Raw genomic sequence first — 14,964 nt, 5'->3', positions numbered from 1 at the left:
TTGTGCTGGCGACAATAGCAAGAGTGAACCACCTGATCCCTTCCCGAACTCAGAAGTGAAACCTCTTAGCGCTGATGGTAGTGTGGGGTTACCCATGTGAGAGTAAGTCATCGCCAGCTCATTATTCAAAACACCCCCTGACTCGTGCAGGGGGTGTTTTTTTATGTGGGGAAAAAAGGGGGAATAGAAGAATAGAAGAATAGAAGAATAGAATAGGAAAATGAATATGTTGTAAGTGGATAATATATGAATATTTCTCACTCAAATATAAAGTAAGACGTCCTCAATCTTTCTATCAAGGTCATTGATCCGCTGAAATAATTGATTGCGTTGCAGCTTTAAGCATATATAAGACTTGGCCTAATAAAATGTCCTTATCTGTCAATGCTACAATAATCATGGGATGATTTTGTGCAGCAACAGATGCAAGTATCGCTTTTCCATTTTCGGCATCTAAGGTTATATTTTGACAACCGACCAAATGAATTTCTTTAATAAATGCTGACACCATTGCAAGGATAGAGCTGCTAACCGCAGCTAACTTGCTATTGTTATATTGCCCACGTTTGTAAACACTTGTTAGCTCAAATCCATCTGTTGAACACACCATGATGAAATGAACGCCTCGTGCATTGTTAATAATATTATTTATTTGTTCACGGGCATGTTGTATTAACTCATTCGAAGCGGTGCGTTTTGTGACATTAAACATTAATAGCTCCTTATGCGGTAATGTAGTGATTTACTTCGATTGAGGTAATTAAAGCTTCAAGTAGCAGTAAAACGTCAGTTTTTTTGCGACAGTCAATAAAGAATAGGGGCGAATATAAGTCCTGACTAATCAGCCAATCTTTGTAGATAGCAGTATTCGTTGAACTTGTGATTTCGTCTGTATGGGTAATTCCAATGGCTATGTTATCTGTATAGTTTTGGAAGGTTTCTAAGTAGCTTTCGAGTTCACTTAGGGGATCATTAACATTATGATCAATCAAAATAATTGCACCGATTGCGCCTTGACAAATCACAGGCCAAATAAAATCAAAACGACTTTGTCCAGGGGTACCATATAAACCTATTTTTAAACCATCTTCTAAGGTCACTTCTCCGTAGTCGATACCCACTGTGGTTTCGAGTTTTTGATGGCTGGTTTGGTCAGTGTTAAGCGCTTCAGTAAGTAAAACAGGGATATCCGAAAGTGAACGGATCGCTTCAGTTTTTCCAGCACCCATAGAACCAGCAAAAACAATTTTATATTGCTGAAGAATCATGTTTGATGTCCTATTCTAAAATCCAAATTTACGGCGTAATTTACGAAAGAAGCTTTGTACAAAGTTCTTTTCTTCTGTTGTTTCATGCTTTTCAGGTGGCGTGTAATGTTTATCCCAAAGATTTATTTTTTTAATATTCAGTGATGCCATATTCGCAGCAATGAACTGTCGAACGGTGCTGAGGGGTATATCATATTGTTCTGCAATCGTTGATATCTTTGCGCCCTGGATAAAGCATGCAGAAAGTTGAAAAATTTGTTTATGAGATAAATGTTCAGCAGGTTTTGGCCAGCTTAAAATTCGAAAATGACCATCTTCAGGAACTGTTTGGTAAAAATTCGGAGTTTGCCAAAATAGATTCCATATCCAGTCTTGAAGGATGACGGGGTGCTTTCGACTTACATGGGTCATATCTTCAATTGATGCGAAATCATATTTAAAACTAGCATCTGTGTGTTGAAGTTGACGCTCGAGGTTGAGCCAAGCTATATTTTGCGCGGTATCGATTACCGCTATTGTACCTAGATCATCATATAGGTGTAATTTTTCATGGTTATCTTCTGCATACATTTTTTTGAAGTAATCATCTTCCAAATTAAAATCGCTAAAGCTTTGAGTTTGACATTTTTGTGCATGCTCTATGGATTCATTAAGGCCATTATGGCTGACGAGATGTTTATCAATCCATTGATTGAGCTCTTGATTATCATCCACGGGTAGGAACAGCGTATTATTTCTGACACGCCCAGATTGTTGGTAGTCTTTCGAGATCTTGAGCCAAGGTAAAGCGCGGCGTGTTAATATTTTTTGAATTCCTTCGGTGTCAAAAAAACGCTCATGAATAAATAAGCAATCGAGATTCACATCAGATGCACTTTTCCATTGGATATTAAAGTGCTGTGGAAAAATTGCGTAAAGCTGATGTTTGAGTTGATCTGAATCATGAATACTTAATCCAGCAATGCCGATATTGATATATTGCTTATTCATGGTGTTCCTCGACTAATTTTATTCAAATCTGTAAAACATTTTGGGAATAAAAAACCCTCTTATTGGCATAAGAGGGTTGGGTGAAATTAAGCAAAATCTAAATTTTTTTCATAAGTTTTTAATTCGTGTCGAGCCATGGCTAGGTTTGCTTTGGCACGATCAAGTACTAAATATAAGAATACGGATTCATTATTTTCCAGTGGACGAATCAAGTGATACTGCTTTCCTAAGGTAATTAAAATATCGACAATGTGATCATCTAAATTGAGTGACTGAGCAACACGTCTTTTGGAGCGAACCACTTCAGTATTTCCAGCAGCTGCTAATTCTAAATCAATATCTCCACCGCCTTGTGTCGCCATAGCTAGGCCACTTTCACCGTCTACCAGTGCCGCTGCATGAAAACCGTCGATTGTTGTGAGTGATTCTAATGAAACTTTAGCCATTTTTATGCCCCTCTTTTAGGTTATACATGATTATTATTTGTAGATATTTAGGTAATTAAACTAGCGTTTTTAACTACATAATTTAATTATAGGAAGCGTATGGGGCTTTGCAATAAAATTAATTTTTTGCTTTAAAAGGATAATATTTTCTAAATATAGCGTTAAGTTTTAGGATTTAAAAAATGTGATTTAATTTGCTATATATATTTTTTATGTATTTTAGAACTTTATTTTTGATATAAAATTTACCAAAAATTCAAATGTAATATTTTGTAAATGGTGTGACAAAACTCAATTTTTGCAGAATAAAGCTGAGTGATTTACATAAAGAAAACAAAAAGTGATCTAAAGGCGTGTAATTTAGAATATTGGATTTAAAAAAACCTGCTTAAGAAGCAGGTCATTGTTTTAGACAAATGAAGCCACTTAAGAAAAAATATTACAAGCTGCAGATGCCAGAATCCATAAAATCACCACTGCAACGATAGGCTCTACAATTTTTGACCAAGTTGGCACTTGTACTTCAGTTGTCACATCTTCTTGAGTATGTTGTTGATTAACCATTTGATTGAACTCCTTCATTGATGCTTCTAATGATATCTCTTCTTGCAGATTTGGTTTAGAACCAAGAAGCTCTGTTAGGTTGTTTGTTGACCAAACCCAATCATCCGCTTGACCAGAAAGGTGTTCAATTTGTCCATTGAGTAATTCTTGAATGCTTTGTGGTGAGTGTGAGCCGGTATCATGAAGTTGCTTTAATTCATTTAATTGTAAATGAAAAATTTCAGTTGTTAGGTGTTCAAGTTCAGAGCGTTCTAATATTGATGCATTCGATGAATTGGTGGTCAGATGGCGTGAAACTTCTTGAATATAGAGTTCATCAGGATGAGTAATTTCTTGATAAACCTTTTGAACATTATTGCGGAGCTGATGAATCAATTCACCTAAAGTTAATGCATTAATTTCACGTATATGTTGACGTTTTTCTTCACGATTTAAATGACTTAAAAGCGTAGGCTTTTGAGATTCTATTTGTTCGACAAAATATTGTACTAAATCAAAAGCCATTATTCGCTTCCTTATTCTTTAATCGAGCAACCTTAAACCTGGTTTTTTCTTCGGCTGCTCTTGTTGTTCTTGGTCGTTTGATTTTAAAGCATTTTGATCATTCTGAATACCTTCATATTCTTGAGGATCGAAGAACATGCCTTGACCATTTTCACGTGCATAGATACCTAGAACAGCAGAAAAGGGGATATAGAGGTTTTGCGAAACGCCACCAAAGCGTGCAGAGAAAGTAATCGTCTCATTGCTCATGTGTAGCGCATGCGTTGCATGAGGTGCGATATTCAAGACAATTTGGCCATCTTGGATATATTGAACTGGCACCATCGTACCATTCTGTGTCGCATCGACAAGTAAGTACGGTGTTAGTTGATTGTCACAAATCCATTCATAAAGTGCCCGTGTTAAGTATGGACGCGTTGGAGTGAGTTGTAGTTCCTGTTCAGACATAATGCTTACTCGAATATTTATGGGAAATTAATTTTTTGCTAAAAGCTCGCTATAGCGATTTTTTTCCTGCAATGTCATCGATTTGATAAATGCAGGACGGCTAAAGATGCGTTGGCAATAGAGAAATATAGGGCGGCATTGCTGTTTGGGAAGCTCAATCCCCATGGCTTTTAGGCGCAGAAATACAGGTGCGAGCATACAGTCTAACATGCTAAATTGTTCAGACATAAAATAAGGATAATGCTGAAACAAGGGGGTTAGTGAAATGAGTGTATCACGCAATTGTTTTTGTGCTTTTTGCTTGGCTTTTTCATTGAGGGTATCGGGATGGCGAAGCATAATATCGGCAAGTCTTAACCAATCTTGTTCGAAGCGCCATACATATTGACGTTGCTCTGCACGAGGCATGGGTGCATCTGCATACAGTTTATTTTGACGATATCGGTCATCCAGATATTCGGCAATAATACTGCTGTTATAGAGTTTTAGGCCATTTTCAATCATCATCGGAAGTTGATTGTAGGGATTTAAACTCGCAAGATCTTCGTCTTCATCATCAGCAATAATTAAATTATGTTTGATTTGCTTCTCTGCAAGTACATAGCGTATCCAGTGTGAGCGAAAGTCATCCGCATGACTGTAAAGCGTAATCCCTTGGAGAGGTGCATTTTCGACTGACATAATCCGAGACGATGAGAAATGAATAAGATAGGATACTAAAATTAGACAGTAAAATCACGGGGACTTTAGCAATATCAATGCAGCTACAGTGAAAATTACAGTTTTGTTTTATTTGATAGCTTTTCATGTCATTCATTTACCTGATTGTCACCGCATGATGACCATTGTACTTGTACAAAAATTATTATTTTTAGCTGCTGTTATTTTTATGGGCATTGGCTTTTATACGGCACTCGCTGGAGGTTATGCCTCTGATTATGGAGCAGAGGATGATAGCCCAGAACAAAAAAGCAAAATGACCATCTCTACAATTACACTAACATTGTCGGTTATATGCTTAATTGCGAGTTTGAGTCTCTTTGTTTATCGGATCGTTATTCTATTTGCATCATCTTCATAAAAAATTAAGACATAAAAAAACCTTGGCATAAGCCAAGGTTTTTTGTCCGATTCGGTAAACGAATTAACGTTTAGAGAATTGAGGACGTTTACGAGCTTTACGTAAACCAAGTTTCTTACGTTCAACTTCACGAGCATCACGAGTAACGAAACCAGCTTGACGAAGAGCAGGTTTAAGAGTTTCGTCAGAAGCGATCAATGCACGAGTAATACCGTGACGGATAGCGCCTGCTTGACCACCGATACCACCACCAGCAACAGTGATGTAAAGGTCATATTTCTCAGTAGCTTCTAAAAGCTCAAGTGGTTGGTTAACAACCATACGAGCAGTTTCACGACCGAAATATTGTTCTAAAGAACGGTTGTTGATTACGAGTTTACCAGTACCAGTTGATAGGAAAACACGTGCAGTTGCGGTCTTACGGCGACCTGTACCATAGTTAGTAGCCATGTGCTGTATCCCTTAGATGTCCAAAACTTGTGGCTGTTGAGCAGTATGTGGATGCTCAGTACCAGCGTACACTTTCATTTTCTTGATCATTGCATAACCAAGAGGACCTTTTGGCAACATGCCTTTTACAGCACGTTCGAAGATTTCTTCTGGTTTGTGAGCAACTAATTTTTCGAAATTAGTTTCACGAATACCACCAGGGAAACCAGTGTGGCGATAATATTTCTTATCAAGTGATTTTTTACCAGTCACTTGAACTTGCTCAGCATTGATAACAACGATGTAGTCACCAGTGTCAACGTGAGGAGTATAAGAAGTTTTGTGCTTACCGCGTAAACGACGAGCGATTTCAGTCGCAAGGCGACCTAAAGTTTTGCCAGAAGCATCAACAACGTACCAGTCGTGTTGAACTTCAGCTGGCTTAGCGCTGAGAGTTTTCATTAAACCACTACCTATTATAGTTGGTTTGGACTATGGAAACTGTCCAAACAAAAGGAGACGCGATTCTATACGAATACGTGAAGAATCACAAATGAAAATATAAAATTTCAAGCGCTGTATTGTAGTATATTTCTTCAGCAATAAACAGCAGATAATCCAGAAATTATAAAAAAAGTGGATGAAAGTAAATCATGTCGAATTCTAATCTGTTAAAAAACACATCTGAACCCTCATTTTGGCGGCAATGGTTGCAATTAATGGGCTTATGTAGCGCCTTGGTTTTAAGCCCAACTTTTTTGTATTTGGTGTATTTGCACGGGGCGGATGGTGCGATCATCGTTTTGTTAATGATGCTCACTTTATTTTTCCTTAGTTATTTATTGGTTTATCTGTTGATTGGATTATTGCTTCTGGGTGGTATGTCTTTTTGGCTGATAACGAAGTACCCGCAACATGTGTCAGCCGTTCAGCGCGGCATTGTAATTCTTATTGCATTGATTTGGATCATTGGCATTTCAGGTTTTGCTTTCGATTTCATTCCATACAATGTCGCACAACGCGCTTATTTTTGAGTTTTAGTCCGATATTTTTAATCAATAAAATTAGGTCTGTCATGTGCATCACACAGTATAATAATGCTATTGCACACACAGGATAGACCCATGCTGCCTTTATATATCACGAGCGGTGAACCCGCAGGTATCGGACCTGATATTTGTTTGAGCTTAGCCAATCGAATAGATGAAAGGCCACTTGTGGTTCTTATTGATAAAGATTTGCTGCTCAAGCGTGCTCAACAGTTAAAGCTCGAAGTTGAACTGATTGACTATGTTGGGCAGGAGGGTTCGGCAGCTCTAGGTCAGCTTTATGTGGAACATGTACCTGTAACTACACCTGTTATTGCAGGTCAGTTAGATGTGAATAATGCAGCCTATGTGTTGGAGCAATTACGGCGTTCTGCAGATTATGCGATGTCTGGCAAAAGTGTTGGTGTTGCAACTGCACCTGTGCAAAAGTCGATTATTAATGATGCCGGCATCCATTTCAGCGGACATACGGAGTTTTATCAAGAATTTGCAGGCGTTGACCGTGTCGTGATGATGCTTGCGACAAAAACGCTCCGTGTCGCATTGGCAACAACACATTTACCGCTTCGTGATGTAGCCGATGCCATTACTCAAGAACGATTGCATCAAGTCATCGATATTTTAATTCATGATTTAAAAACCAAATTTAAAAAAGATCATCCGCATATTTTAGTCTGCGGTTTAAATCCGCATGCGGGTGAAGATGGCTATTTGGGCATGGAGGAGATTGAAGTGATCAATCCGGTGCTAGAGCGTTATCGCGCTCAAGGGGTGAATATGAGCCTGAGCTTACCTGCTGATACCTTATTTACCCCTGAAAATTTAAAAGATGCCGATGCGGTTTTGGCGATGTATCACGATCAGGGCTTACCTGTGTTAAAGTCGCAGGGCTTTGGCGAAGCCATCAATATCACTTTGGGTTTACCGTTTATTCGGACTTCAGTGGATCACGGCACAGCACTGTCACTGGCTGGAACTGGTCTTGCTAAAAGTTCGAGTTTACAGGTGGCGGTTGATTTGGCTTTAGAGTTAGCACGTGCGAAAAATAACGAAACTTAATAATAAAGGTTTGAATTTTATATGAATAATAGTAAAAAATTATCAAAAATAAAACAGGAAAATAACAAGATGCTTAGGGCGAAATCGATCATTCGCCCATTTTTTGGGATTGCGTTAGCGTTGATGCTGTCAGCATGTTCAACGCTCGCTACAGATCATCATTTTTGTGAATTAAAAGTATTATCGCTGCAAATTCCAAAACAGACGGAAGGATTTATACGTTTTGCATCACCGGGTGCCGTGGATGGCTTTAAACATAATCAGCAAAAATTTAATCAAGCGCTGACCGCGATGCATAAAAAATATGCGAATCGTGGCGGTGCTGATAAAATGCTTCAAGATGGACAGGCAATCAATGCTAATATTGATCTGCTTGTACAGCATCAAAATAGCCTGAATGCGCTATATGAATATCAAATTCTTGTAAGTGAAACCATTCCAGGTATTCAAGCTGAATATAACATTCTGGCTGATATGATGGCTAGAGCAAACAATTCAGCAATTCAAGCGATTATTGCTAAAAATCAAGTCTTTATTGCGGGACGGGTGTTGGATTCTTTGCTGAATTTAACTGATGTGAATTCTATTCATCCAGACGATTTAGATGACTTTTTAGCAGATTTTGAAACTTTCAATCTTTATTTGAAGGCTCAACTGAATGGTAATCCTGAACTGGGTGTAGAGCGCGTAAACAATGCTGAAATGCGCGAAAGTTTGCTCTCCATTCAGGCTGAAACTGAAGAAATGATGAAATCTGAAACAATGGCTTTGTTGCAACAAAGAGAGCCATTGCTCAGTGTAATTAAAGCGGCTCGGGATAATGTGACCAAGTCCGAAAAAATTTTTGCTCGCTTGAGTGAATTTGAATCAAGTCAGTAATCGTTGTAATAAACCTATGCGGAGAATTTTATGTATCAAATTAATGCCCTAAACCCAAAAGATGAAGGGCATCACACGCGTAAGCGGTTTGGACAGAATTTCTTACATGATCAACGTGTTATTGCCAAAATTGTACGTTCGGTAAATCCGCGTACTGGTGACAATATTGTCGAAATTGGTCCCGGTCTTGCTGCGCTTACATCGCCTTTAATTGGTGAATGCGATGCTTTAACTGTGGTTGAGCTGGACCGTGACTTAGCCGCAGGTTTGCCGGGCCGTGTGCCGCATCCTGAGCGCTTAACCATTGTTGAAACCGACGCGCTGAAATATGACTTTACCGAGCTGTTTACCGAAGGCCGTCCTCTGCGCGTGGTTGGCAACTTGCCGTATAACATCTCGACTCCGCTGCTGTTTCATCTCTTGGAGTTTGGCGACAAAATCAAAGACATGCACTTCATGCTGCAAAAAGAAGTCGTGGACCGTATTACCGCTTCACCGAATACTAAAGAATATGGTCGTTTATCGGTGATGATTCAATACTTCTGCAAACCGACGTTTTTATTTGAAGTGCCGCCGGGCTCATTTAATCCGCCGCCAAAAGTCACCTCTGCGGTATTCCGTTTAGAGCCTTATGCCGTTAAACCGATTGTGGCGAAAGATGAAAAAGCGCTTGCGCGTTTGGTTTCACATGTCTTTACTCAGCGCCGCAAGACCTTGCGTAATAGCTTAAAAGGCATGTTGGTTGAAGATGGTTTTGAAAATGCAGGGGTTGATCCAATGGCGCGTCCTGAAACCCTAACACTTGCAGAATTTGTCGCATTAGCAGATCAAATGGTGGCTTAAATAATGATGACTCGCTCTACTCGCTATAACTATGTCATTGGTGATGTTCAAGGCTGTTTTGAAGCATTAAAAGCTTTACTGAAAGAGATCAAGTTTGATGCAGACCAAGATTTTATATGGTTTGCCGGTGATCTCGTCGCACGGGGTGAAAACTCGGTAGGCGCTTTGCGGTTCATCAAAAAATTAGTGGATAGTGAAGTTGCGGCGACGGTACTGGGCAATCATGATCTGACTTTGCTGGCATGCGCTCGCGGTATTAAGGATATCAATCCTAAAGACAATATCGATGATGTGATTCACGCTTTAGAAAGTGATGATTTGATTGATTGGTTACGCAAGCAGCCGCTGTGTTTATTTCCGAATGAGCAAACCATTTTGACTCATGCGGGTATTCCTTTGAATTGGACTGCGCAGCAAACCGCAGACTTGGCAAAGGAAGTGGAAGCGGTGATTGGTCATGACGACTTTGATGTGGTTGATGCGTTTCTTCAAGTGATGTACGGTAAAGAGCCAAACCTATGGTCGGATGATTTGTCGGGTCATGCGCGCTTACGCTGTATTACCAACTATCTGACCCGCATGCGCTTAACCGATGCTGAAGGCCGTTTAGAGTTTAGTTTTAAAGACTCACTCGATGACCCTATGCCGAAGGGTTTTAAGCCATGGTTTGAGTTTGAGTCACAAGCAGCGCAGACCCATCAAATTCTTTTTGGTCATTGGGCGGCTTTGCAAGGAAAAAGCATTTCAGCAAAAATCCAAAATGTGGATGGCGGATGTGTTTGGGGCAATCAGTTGATGGCCTATCGTTTAGAAGATCAGCACATGTTTGCGGTCGATAATCCTGTGATGTAAGTATTTAAAAATAAAAAAGCCGCATTGATGCGGCTTTTTTATTGGTGTGAGGATTAGTCTAAACGAATCCAAGTTTGGTTACGGCCCAAGACTGAAACGCCAATACTTGCACGGATCGAAATACGTTTTCCTGTGCTGTTTAAGCGCACTTTAGCATCATAAACCTTGCCAGAAAGAGGGTCGATAATACGACCTTTTTCATAATTATTCGTATTATTAATTTGCTTTAAACCTTTAACAATTTCCATGCCGAGAATCGGTTGGTTGGTATAAGGCGCAGGGCACTTATTACAGTTTTTTTGTGGTGTATAGCCAGGACGTGGTGTAATTTTAATAATTTTACCGGTATAGGTATTATTTGATTCTTTGTGAATCGAAATAATCGCTTTGGCCGCTCCTGTTTTATCGTCAATTTGTTGCCACGTGCCAGTAATGTCATTTGCAAATGCACCATTCATCAAACCGAATGTGCATAGGCTGAATAATATTTTTTTAAACATAATCGCTTTTCCCCTAGAAGCGTGATTTATGAGCACGTATGTTAGAAAGTTTACGAGAATAGTCAACTTTATTTTTAAAATAATTTGAATATCTTAGGCATAAAAAAACCGCCAACATGGCGGTTTTTATGACACTGAGCTTATTCTTGGCGAATCCAAGTTTGGCTACGACCGAGTGCTGAAACACCCATATAGCCACGTAGCGTGAGACGTTTTCCACTGGCATTTAAGCGAACTTTTGTGTCGTAAATTTTGCCAGAAAGTGGATCAATAATACGGCCTTTGTCGTAGTTATTGGTCCCTTCAACATGTTTTAAACCAGTTAACACATCAAGGCCTAAAATCGGTTTGTTTTTATAAGGTGCAGGGCAGTTTACGCAGGTGTCGCGTGGTGTATAGCCCGGACGCGGCGTCACTTTGATGATTTTACCCACGAATGTACCATTAGTTTCTTTACGGATTTCAATAATGGCTTTTTGTGAACCAGTTTTATCATCAATTTGTTGCCAAGTCCCTGAAAGGTCTTGAGCAAAAGCTGAACCACTCATTACAGCAGCTAAGAATAAGAGGCTCACTTTTAATTTTTTCATCAGATATTCCCTGTAGGTGGTTCACCTATATCAAATCAATTTACTGAATAAATTTAAAATTTATTCAACGCGAATCCATGTCTGTGTACGACCAATCGCGGAAATCCCCAGATATCCACGTAAATGTAAGCGCTTACCATTGGCAGAAATTTTGCCTTTTAAGCTGTAAATTTTGCCTGCTAAAGGATCAATAATTTTTCCTTGAGAGTAGGTATTTTCACTTTCAAGTTTCAGCCCCTTAAATACATCCATCCCTAAAATAGGCTGGTTGGTATAAGGTGCAGGGCAATTCACACATTTTTCCTTTGGTGTATAACCCGGACGTGGCGTCACTTTGACAATTTTGCCGGTATAGGTGTCTTTGGCATCTTTTCGAATTTCGATCAGTGCTTTAGGCGAACCGGTTTTATCGTCAATTTGTTGCCAAGTCCCTGTAAGATCTTGAGCATAGAGTGCAGAGCTTGTGACTACAGCACCGAATAATGCAGCCCATTTCAAACTTTTTTCGATCATATTAATAATCCTTTATCAATACACTTTGTGAGGGTTTATTGATCATACTAGGTAATATCTGAACTTAGAGCAACTACTCTAAGCATAAATATTTACATTTTATTCGGGAAAGTTGACATGTTGCACAAAAGTGCCTTTACCAAAAATGTAACATCCACAGCATATCGTTCAATGTGTTGTGGTGTACCCTAGAATTTATATTAAGTTTATTTTTTATACAAAACAATCATTTAAAAGTGATTGCTCAGTCACATATTTTGTAGATAGAGTATGAAAGTTGGCAACCAGATTGCTGTGAATACTGCATTTACCGCCATGCCAAATGCCGCATAGCGCCCAGCAATGCTGCCGCGCTGCCAAGCTTGAGCTGTGCCAATCGCATGTGCAGCAAGTCCTAAGGCGAGTCCTGATGCACGTTCATCATGAATATTTTTAAGTATGATGGGTGAAAATGCTGCGCCAATCACCCCTGATAAAATTACAATTAAAATTACCAAAGGAATCGGGGAATGCAGCAGCGTCGCAATGTTGATGGCAATAGGGGTGGTCACTGCCCGTGTAGCAAAAGCCATAATGGTTGGATCTGACAAATGCAGCAAATAAGCCAGCCCCATAGGGAGGGCAACGGCACTGATACTGGCAAAGACTAAAATCCCGCCCACGGCTTTTAAAGGCAAGTCATCGTAGCGCATCGCTGCTAAAGGAATGGCCAAGGCCACTGTGACATAGCCGAGTAAGTTGTTGAACAGTGGATTGACCTGTGCCATATAACTTTCATAGGAAATGCCAAAAAGATAGAGCATACCAATGACGAAAAACATCCCAATCACAATCACGGGGATTTGCGGTAATTTTTTATTAATAGGTTTTGCGACAAGATAGGCGATCAGGGTAATGATGAATCCAGAGATGATTGAAAGCATGTTGATTCTCCTATAGCCATTTCTTAGACATTTTTGCGTAGACCCACAGCGGTATGAGGGTGCTGACAAAGAGAACAATCAAAAACATCGGAATTTCATCGCCTAAATGCATCATCATTAGCAATGAGCCTGCACTAATAGGTAGGAAGGCAAAGGCACTTTCTTTCATAATTTTATTATTGGTATCGACCAAACTGGCTGGAATTTTGTTGAATTTTCTCCAAAATGAAAGCACGATCAAGAGGGCAATCAAACCGACTAGATTGCCTAATTCTGGGTGATTGAATTGCTTCATGACCCAGACCGCGCCTTCACGGAAAATAATAATTAATGCAATAGTGCCTATCCAGGCTTTCCAGTCGATGCGCTTGATCCAGTCCATTTTTGTCTTTCGTTAAAATTATACTAATCAAGTTTTAACCGATTTAGTCTTTAATTTCAAATTCTTCAAGTGGACGTTGAAATTGTTGCGCACGCGTTCCCAAAATTTCTTCGATGGGTAAATGCGCCTGTTTAATCAGTTGTTCTAACTTATGCGGGGCAATGATGACATGCAAAATTAAGTTGCCTTGTTCATCATAACTTTCATTTTGGATCACATTAAGCGCATACAGTTGTGTTCTTAATTTGCCATAAGCCGGTTTTAGACGGACTTCAAAGCTTTGAATCTGTCCCATTAAGCATTCTTGAACCGCTTGGCGTAATAAGGGAAGACCTTTACCACTATGTGCTGAGACATAAACACGTTCCGGCTGATGTGGCTTGCCATAGATGATTTTAGGATCTTCGCCACTGACATCAATTTTGTTATAAACGCGCAGAATCGGAACATCGACACCAATTTCTTTCAGTACTTTTTCGACAGCCTCGATTTGTTCCATCATGTCCGGACTGCTGGAGTCAATGACATGTAACAATAAGGTCGCCTCCAACGTTTCTTCTAAGGTGGCTTTAAACGACTCGACCAGTGAGTGCGATAAATTACGCACAAAACCTACAGTATCTGCGAGAACTAAGTTGCCGATACCATCCCAATGTAGACGGCGTAAAGTTGGGTCAAGTGTCGCAAAAAGTTGGTCTGCTGCATAGACATCACTTTTTGCTAAATTATTAAATAAGGTCGATTTACCAGCATTGGTATAACCCACCAATGACACGGTTGGAACAGCAGCTTTTTGACGTGCCACACGACCTTGCATACGTGTTTGGCGGACTTTCTCAAGTTTCGCTTTGAGTTGTCCCATACGCAGCTTGAGTAGCCGACGGTCAGTTTCCAGCAGCGTTTCACCCGGTCCACGTAGGCCGATCCCACCTTTTTGGCTATCGAGATCGCCACGACTACGAATCAGCCGTGAAGCCATATGTTGTAATTGGGCCAATTCAACTTGCAACTTACCTTCATAGGTACGTGCGCGTTGGGCAAAAATATCTAAAATTAATTCTGTACGATCGACCACACGACAACGCATGATGCGTTCAAGATTACGTGCTTGGGCAGGGGTGAGAGCATGGTCAAAGATGACCAATTCGGCTTCATATTCTGCGACTACTTCTGCAATTTCTTCAGCTTTCCCTGAGCCGATAAATAATTTGGCATCAGGCTTAATACGCTGAGCATGCACATGTTGCAGAATATTGGCACCTGCAGATTGAGCAAGTAAGTGGAATTCTTCGGCATCAAGGTCTGCAAGCATTTGTACTGCCACACTGACTAAAATTACGCGTTCACCGCTCGCTTGATGTTGATTTAAATTTTCCACTCAGCACACACTCCTGTTTAAAGATTCATTTTAGGCGAAAATGCAGTGCGGTGGTTAATCTAAGTGAGGGATTAATGGCAAAGTTGCTGTACGACCTGCAGTTCAATTAGAGAAAGCTGCGAAAGCTCAGTGCCAGTAAAAAAAGCACACTCATATATATCAGTGAAAAACCAGCAATGGCTTTTAACGCTTGCCATGAAGAAATAGGGGGATTGTCTGAATATGAATGATTCATAATTTTAACCTTTAAAACCGATATAAAAATAA

General features: G+C 39.9%; 21 protein-coding genes and 1 rRNA gene. 7 read left to right on the top strand and 15 right to left on the bottom strand.

Annotated elements, in window-relative coordinates; translation table 11 throughout:
* The first annotated feature begins 4 nt into the window (after window positions 1-4).
* A 5S ribosomal RNA gene (gene rrf, locus FTU62_RS08835) occupies window positions 5-119 on the top strand.
* A gap of 182 nt (window positions 120-301) precedes the next feature.
* Here rrf and FTU62_RS08830 read toward each other — a convergent pair.
* The 7 genes from FTU62_RS08830 to FTU62_RS08800 all read right to left on the bottom strand — a co-directional run bounded on the left by FTU62_RS08830 (window position 302) and on the right by FTU62_RS08800 (window position 4,900).
* A complete protein-coding gene (locus FTU62_RS08830; RefSeq protein ID WP_078194283.1) occupies window positions 302-712 on the bottom strand; it encodes a hypothetical protein in 411 nt (136 codons plus the stop codon).
* A 10-nt stretch (window positions 713-722) separates the two neighbouring features.
* Window positions 723-1,268: an ATP/GTP-binding protein gene (locus FTU62_RS08825; RefSeq protein WP_180102454.1), complete on the bottom strand. Its 546-nt coding sequence runs from the start codon at window positions 1,266-1,268 to the stop codon at window positions 723-725.
* A 15-nt stretch (window positions 1,269-1,283) separates the two neighbouring features.
* Window positions 1,284-2,258 (bottom strand): hypothetical protein, encoded by a 975-nt coding sequence (locus FTU62_RS08820; RefSeq protein WP_180102453.1) that lies wholly within the window; start codon window positions 2,256-2,258, stop codon window positions 1,284-1,286.
* A gap of 86 nt (window positions 2,259-2,344) precedes the next feature.
* The gene (locus tag FTU62_RS08815; RefSeq protein WP_180022868.1) at window positions 2,345-2,704 is read right to left on the bottom strand and encodes a roadblock/LC7 domain-containing protein; all 360 of its coding nucleotides are present in this window, start codon (window positions 2,702-2,704) and stop codon (window positions 2,345-2,347) included.
* Between the two features lie 426 nt (window positions 2,705-3,130).
* Window positions 3,131-3,772, bottom strand: a complete 642-nt coding sequence (locus tag FTU62_RS08810) for a hypothetical protein (RefSeq protein WP_180077483.1) — start codon at window positions 3,770-3,772, stop codon at window positions 3,131-3,133.
* Between the two features lie 18 nt (window positions 3,773-3,790).
* On the bottom strand, window positions 3,791-4,219 hold the full coding sequence (locus FTU62_RS08805) for a ClpXP protease specificity-enhancing factor (RefSeq protein WP_078194278.1): 429 nt from the start codon (window positions 4,217-4,219) through the stop codon (window positions 3,791-3,793).
* Between the two features lie 27 nt (window positions 4,220-4,246).
* Window positions 4,247-4,900 (bottom strand): glutathione S-transferase N-terminal domain-containing protein, encoded by a 654-nt coding sequence (locus FTU62_RS08800; protein WP_180024986.1) that lies wholly within the window; start codon window positions 4,898-4,900, stop codon window positions 4,247-4,249.
* 88 nt (window positions 4,901-4,988) lie between these two features.
* Between FTU62_RS08800 and FTU62_RS08795 the strand changes: the two genes are divergently transcribed.
* The gene (locus tag FTU62_RS08795; RefSeq protein ID WP_078194276.1) at window positions 4,989-5,300 is read left to right on the top strand and encodes a hypothetical protein; all 312 of its coding nucleotides are present in this window, start codon (window positions 4,989-4,991) and stop codon (window positions 5,298-5,300) included.
* A gap of 63 nt (window positions 5,301-5,363) precedes the next feature.
* Here FTU62_RS08795 and rpsI read toward each other — a convergent pair whose 3' ends face one another.
* Both rpsI and rplM read right to left on the bottom strand, forming a co-directional pair.
* Entirely contained in the window at window positions 5,364-5,750 is a 387-nt protein-coding gene (gene rpsI, locus FTU62_RS08790; RefSeq protein ID WP_180102452.1) for a 30S ribosomal protein S9, read from the bottom strand.
* 12 nt (window positions 5,751-5,762) lie between these two features.
* Window positions 5,763-6,191 carry a 50S ribosomal protein L13 gene (gene rplM, locus FTU62_RS08785; RefSeq protein ID WP_004722943.1) on the bottom strand — a complete coding sequence of 143 codons (429 nt, stop codon included), beginning with the start codon at window positions 6,189-6,191 and terminating at the stop codon, window positions 5,763-5,765.
* A 191-nt stretch (window positions 6,192-6,382) separates the two neighbouring features.
* Here rplM and FTU62_RS08780 point away from each other — a divergent pair, with 191 nt between their 5' ends.
* The 5 genes from FTU62_RS08780 to FTU62_RS08760 all read left to right on the top strand — a co-directional run bounded on the left by FTU62_RS08780 (window position 6,383) and on the right by FTU62_RS08760 (window position 10,411).
* Window positions 6,383-6,763, top strand: coding sequence for a hypothetical protein (locus tag FTU62_RS08780; protein WP_180102451.1), 381 nt, complete (start codon window positions 6,383-6,385; stop codon window positions 6,761-6,763).
* 90 nt (window positions 6,764-6,853) lie between these two features.
* A complete protein-coding gene (pdxA, locus tag FTU62_RS08775; RefSeq protein ID WP_180092545.1) occupies window positions 6,854-7,837 on the top strand; it encodes a 4-hydroxythreonine-4-phosphate dehydrogenase PdxA in 984 nt (327 codons plus the stop codon).
* Between the two features lie 69 nt (window positions 7,838-7,906).
* A complete protein-coding gene (locus FTU62_RS08770) occupies window positions 7,907-8,716 on the top strand; it encodes a pilus assembly protein PilJ (RefSeq protein WP_180102450.1) in 810 nt (269 codons plus the stop codon).
* Between the two features lie 30 nt (window positions 8,717-8,746).
* Window positions 8,747-9,559: a 16S rRNA (adenine(1518)-N(6)/adenine(1519)-N(6))-dimethyltransferase RsmA gene (gene rsmA / locus FTU62_RS08765; RefSeq protein ID WP_180102449.1), complete on the top strand. Its 813-nt coding sequence runs from the start codon at window positions 8,747-8,749 to the stop codon at window positions 9,557-9,559.
* A gap of 6 nt (window positions 9,560-9,565) precedes the next feature.
* Window positions 9,566-10,411 (top strand): symmetrical bis(5'-nucleosyl)-tetraphosphatase, encoded by an 846-nt coding sequence (locus FTU62_RS08760; protein ID WP_180102459.1) that lies wholly within the window; start codon window positions 9,566-9,568, stop codon window positions 10,409-10,411.
* A 53-nt stretch (window positions 10,412-10,464) separates the two neighbouring features.
* Here FTU62_RS08760 and FTU62_RS08755 read toward each other — a convergent pair whose 3' ends face one another.
* From FTU62_RS08755 to hflX, 6 genes are all read right to left on the bottom strand, one after another.
* Window positions 10,465-10,911 (bottom strand): DUF2147 domain-containing protein, encoded by a 447-nt coding sequence (locus tag FTU62_RS08755; RefSeq protein WP_180102448.1) that lies wholly within the window; start codon window positions 10,909-10,911, stop codon window positions 10,465-10,467.
* 140 nt (window positions 10,912-11,051) lie between these two features.
* Window positions 11,052-11,501, bottom strand: coding sequence for a DUF2147 domain-containing protein (locus tag FTU62_RS08750; protein ID WP_180102447.1), 450 nt, complete (start codon window positions 11,499-11,501; stop codon window positions 11,052-11,054).
* 60 nt (window positions 11,502-11,561) lie between these two features.
* Window positions 11,562-12,014, bottom strand: coding sequence for a DUF2147 domain-containing protein (locus FTU62_RS08745; RefSeq protein ID WP_180024995.1), 453 nt, complete (start codon window positions 12,012-12,014; stop codon window positions 11,562-11,564).
* A gap of 248 nt (window positions 12,015-12,262) precedes the next feature.
* Entirely contained in the window at window positions 12,263-12,937 is a 675-nt protein-coding gene (locus tag FTU62_RS08740; protein ID WP_078190106.1) for an LrgB family protein, read from the bottom strand.
* A 10-nt stretch (window positions 12,938-12,947) separates the two neighbouring features.
* A complete protein-coding gene (locus tag FTU62_RS08735; RefSeq protein WP_078194269.1) occupies window positions 12,948-13,319 on the bottom strand; it encodes a hypothetical protein in 372 nt (123 codons plus the stop codon).
* A gap of 43 nt (window positions 13,320-13,362) precedes the next feature.
* Window positions 13,363-14,697: a ribosome rescue GTPase HflX gene (gene hflX, locus FTU62_RS08730; protein WP_111885001.1), complete on the bottom strand. Its 1,335-nt coding sequence runs from the start codon at window positions 14,695-14,697 to the stop codon at window positions 13,363-13,365.
* Between the last annotated feature and the right edge of the window lie 267 nt (window positions 14,698-14,964).

Source organism: Acinetobacter sp. YH12126 (assembly GCF_013418745.1).
Taxonomy (GTDB): domain Bacteria; phylum Pseudomonadota; class Gammaproteobacteria; order Pseudomonadales; family Moraxellaceae; genus Acinetobacter; species Acinetobacter amyesii.
The sequence above is the reverse complement of the archived record's forward strand: the minus strand, read 5'-3'. Positions and strand labels throughout refer to the sequence as shown.

Bases quoted from the DNA above. Each gene is read 5' to 3' on its own strand.
- FTU62_RS08755 (WP_180102448.1), bottom strand. From the start codon at position 10,911: ATGTTTAAAAAAATATTATTCAGCCTATGCACATTCGGTTTGATGAAT.
- FTU62_RS08735 (WP_078194269.1), bottom strand. From the start codon at position 13,319: ATGGACTGGATCAAGCGCATCGACTGGAAAGCCTGGATAGGCACTATT.
- FTU62_RS08740 (WP_078190106.1), bottom strand. From the start codon at position 12,937: ATGCTTTCAATCATCTCTGGATTCATCATTACCCTGATCGCCTATCTT.
- rpsI (WP_180102452.1), bottom strand. From the start codon at position 5,750: ATGGCTACTAACTATGGTACAGGTCGCCGTAAGACCGCAACTGCACGT.
- FTU62_RS08780 (WP_180102451.1), top strand. From the start codon at position 6,383: ATGTCGAATTCTAATCTGTTAAAAAACACATCTGAACCCTCATTTTGG.
- rsmA (WP_180102449.1), top strand. From the start codon at position 8,747: ATGTATCAAATTAATGCCCTAAACCCAAAAGATGAAGGGCATCACACG.
- pdxA (WP_180092545.1), top strand. From the start codon at position 6,854: ATGCTGCCTTTATATATCACGAGCGGTGAACCCGCAGGTATCGGACCT.
- FTU62_RS08820 (WP_180102453.1), bottom strand. From the start codon at position 2,258: ATGAATAAGCAATATATCAATATCGGCATTGCTGGATTAAGTATTCAT.
- FTU62_RS08750 (WP_180102447.1), bottom strand. From the start codon at position 11,501: ATGAAAAAATTAAAAGTGAGCCTCTTATTCTTAGCTGCTGTAATGAGT.
- FTU62_RS08745 (WP_180024995.1), bottom strand. From the start codon at position 12,014: ATGATCGAAAAAAGTTTGAAATGGGCTGCATTATTCGGTGCTGTAGTC.
- FTU62_RS08760 (WP_180102459.1), top strand. From the start codon at position 9,566: ATGACTCGCTCTACTCGCTATAACTATGTCATTGGTGATGTTCAAGGC.
- FTU62_RS08770 (WP_180102450.1), top strand. From the start codon at position 7,907: ATGCTTAGGGCGAAATCGATCATTCGCCCATTTTTTGGGATTGCGTTA.
- FTU62_RS08800 (WP_180024986.1), bottom strand. From the start codon at position 4,900: ATGTCAGTCGAAAATGCACCTCTCCAAGGGATTACGCTTTACAGTCAT.
- FTU62_RS08815 (WP_180022868.1), bottom strand. From the start codon at position 2,704: ATGGCTAAAGTTTCATTAGAATCACTCACAACAATCGACGGTTTTCAT.
- FTU62_RS08805 (WP_078194278.1), bottom strand. From the start codon at position 4,219: ATGTCTGAACAGGAACTACAACTCACTCCAACGCGTCCATACTTAACA.
- FTU62_RS08825 (WP_180102454.1), bottom strand. From the start codon at position 1,268: ATGATTCTTCAGCAATATAAAATTGTTTTTGCTGGTTCTATGGGTGCT.
- rplM (WP_004722943.1), bottom strand. From the start codon at position 6,191: ATGAAAACTCTCAGCGCTAAGCCAGCTGAAGTTCAACACGACTGGTAC.
- FTU62_RS08830 (WP_078194283.1), bottom strand. From the start codon at position 712: ATGTTTAATGTCACAAAACGCACCGCTTCGAATGAGTTAATACAACAT.
- FTU62_RS08810 (WP_180077483.1), bottom strand. From the start codon at position 3,772: ATGGCTTTTGATTTAGTACAATATTTTGTCGAACAAATAGAATCTCAA.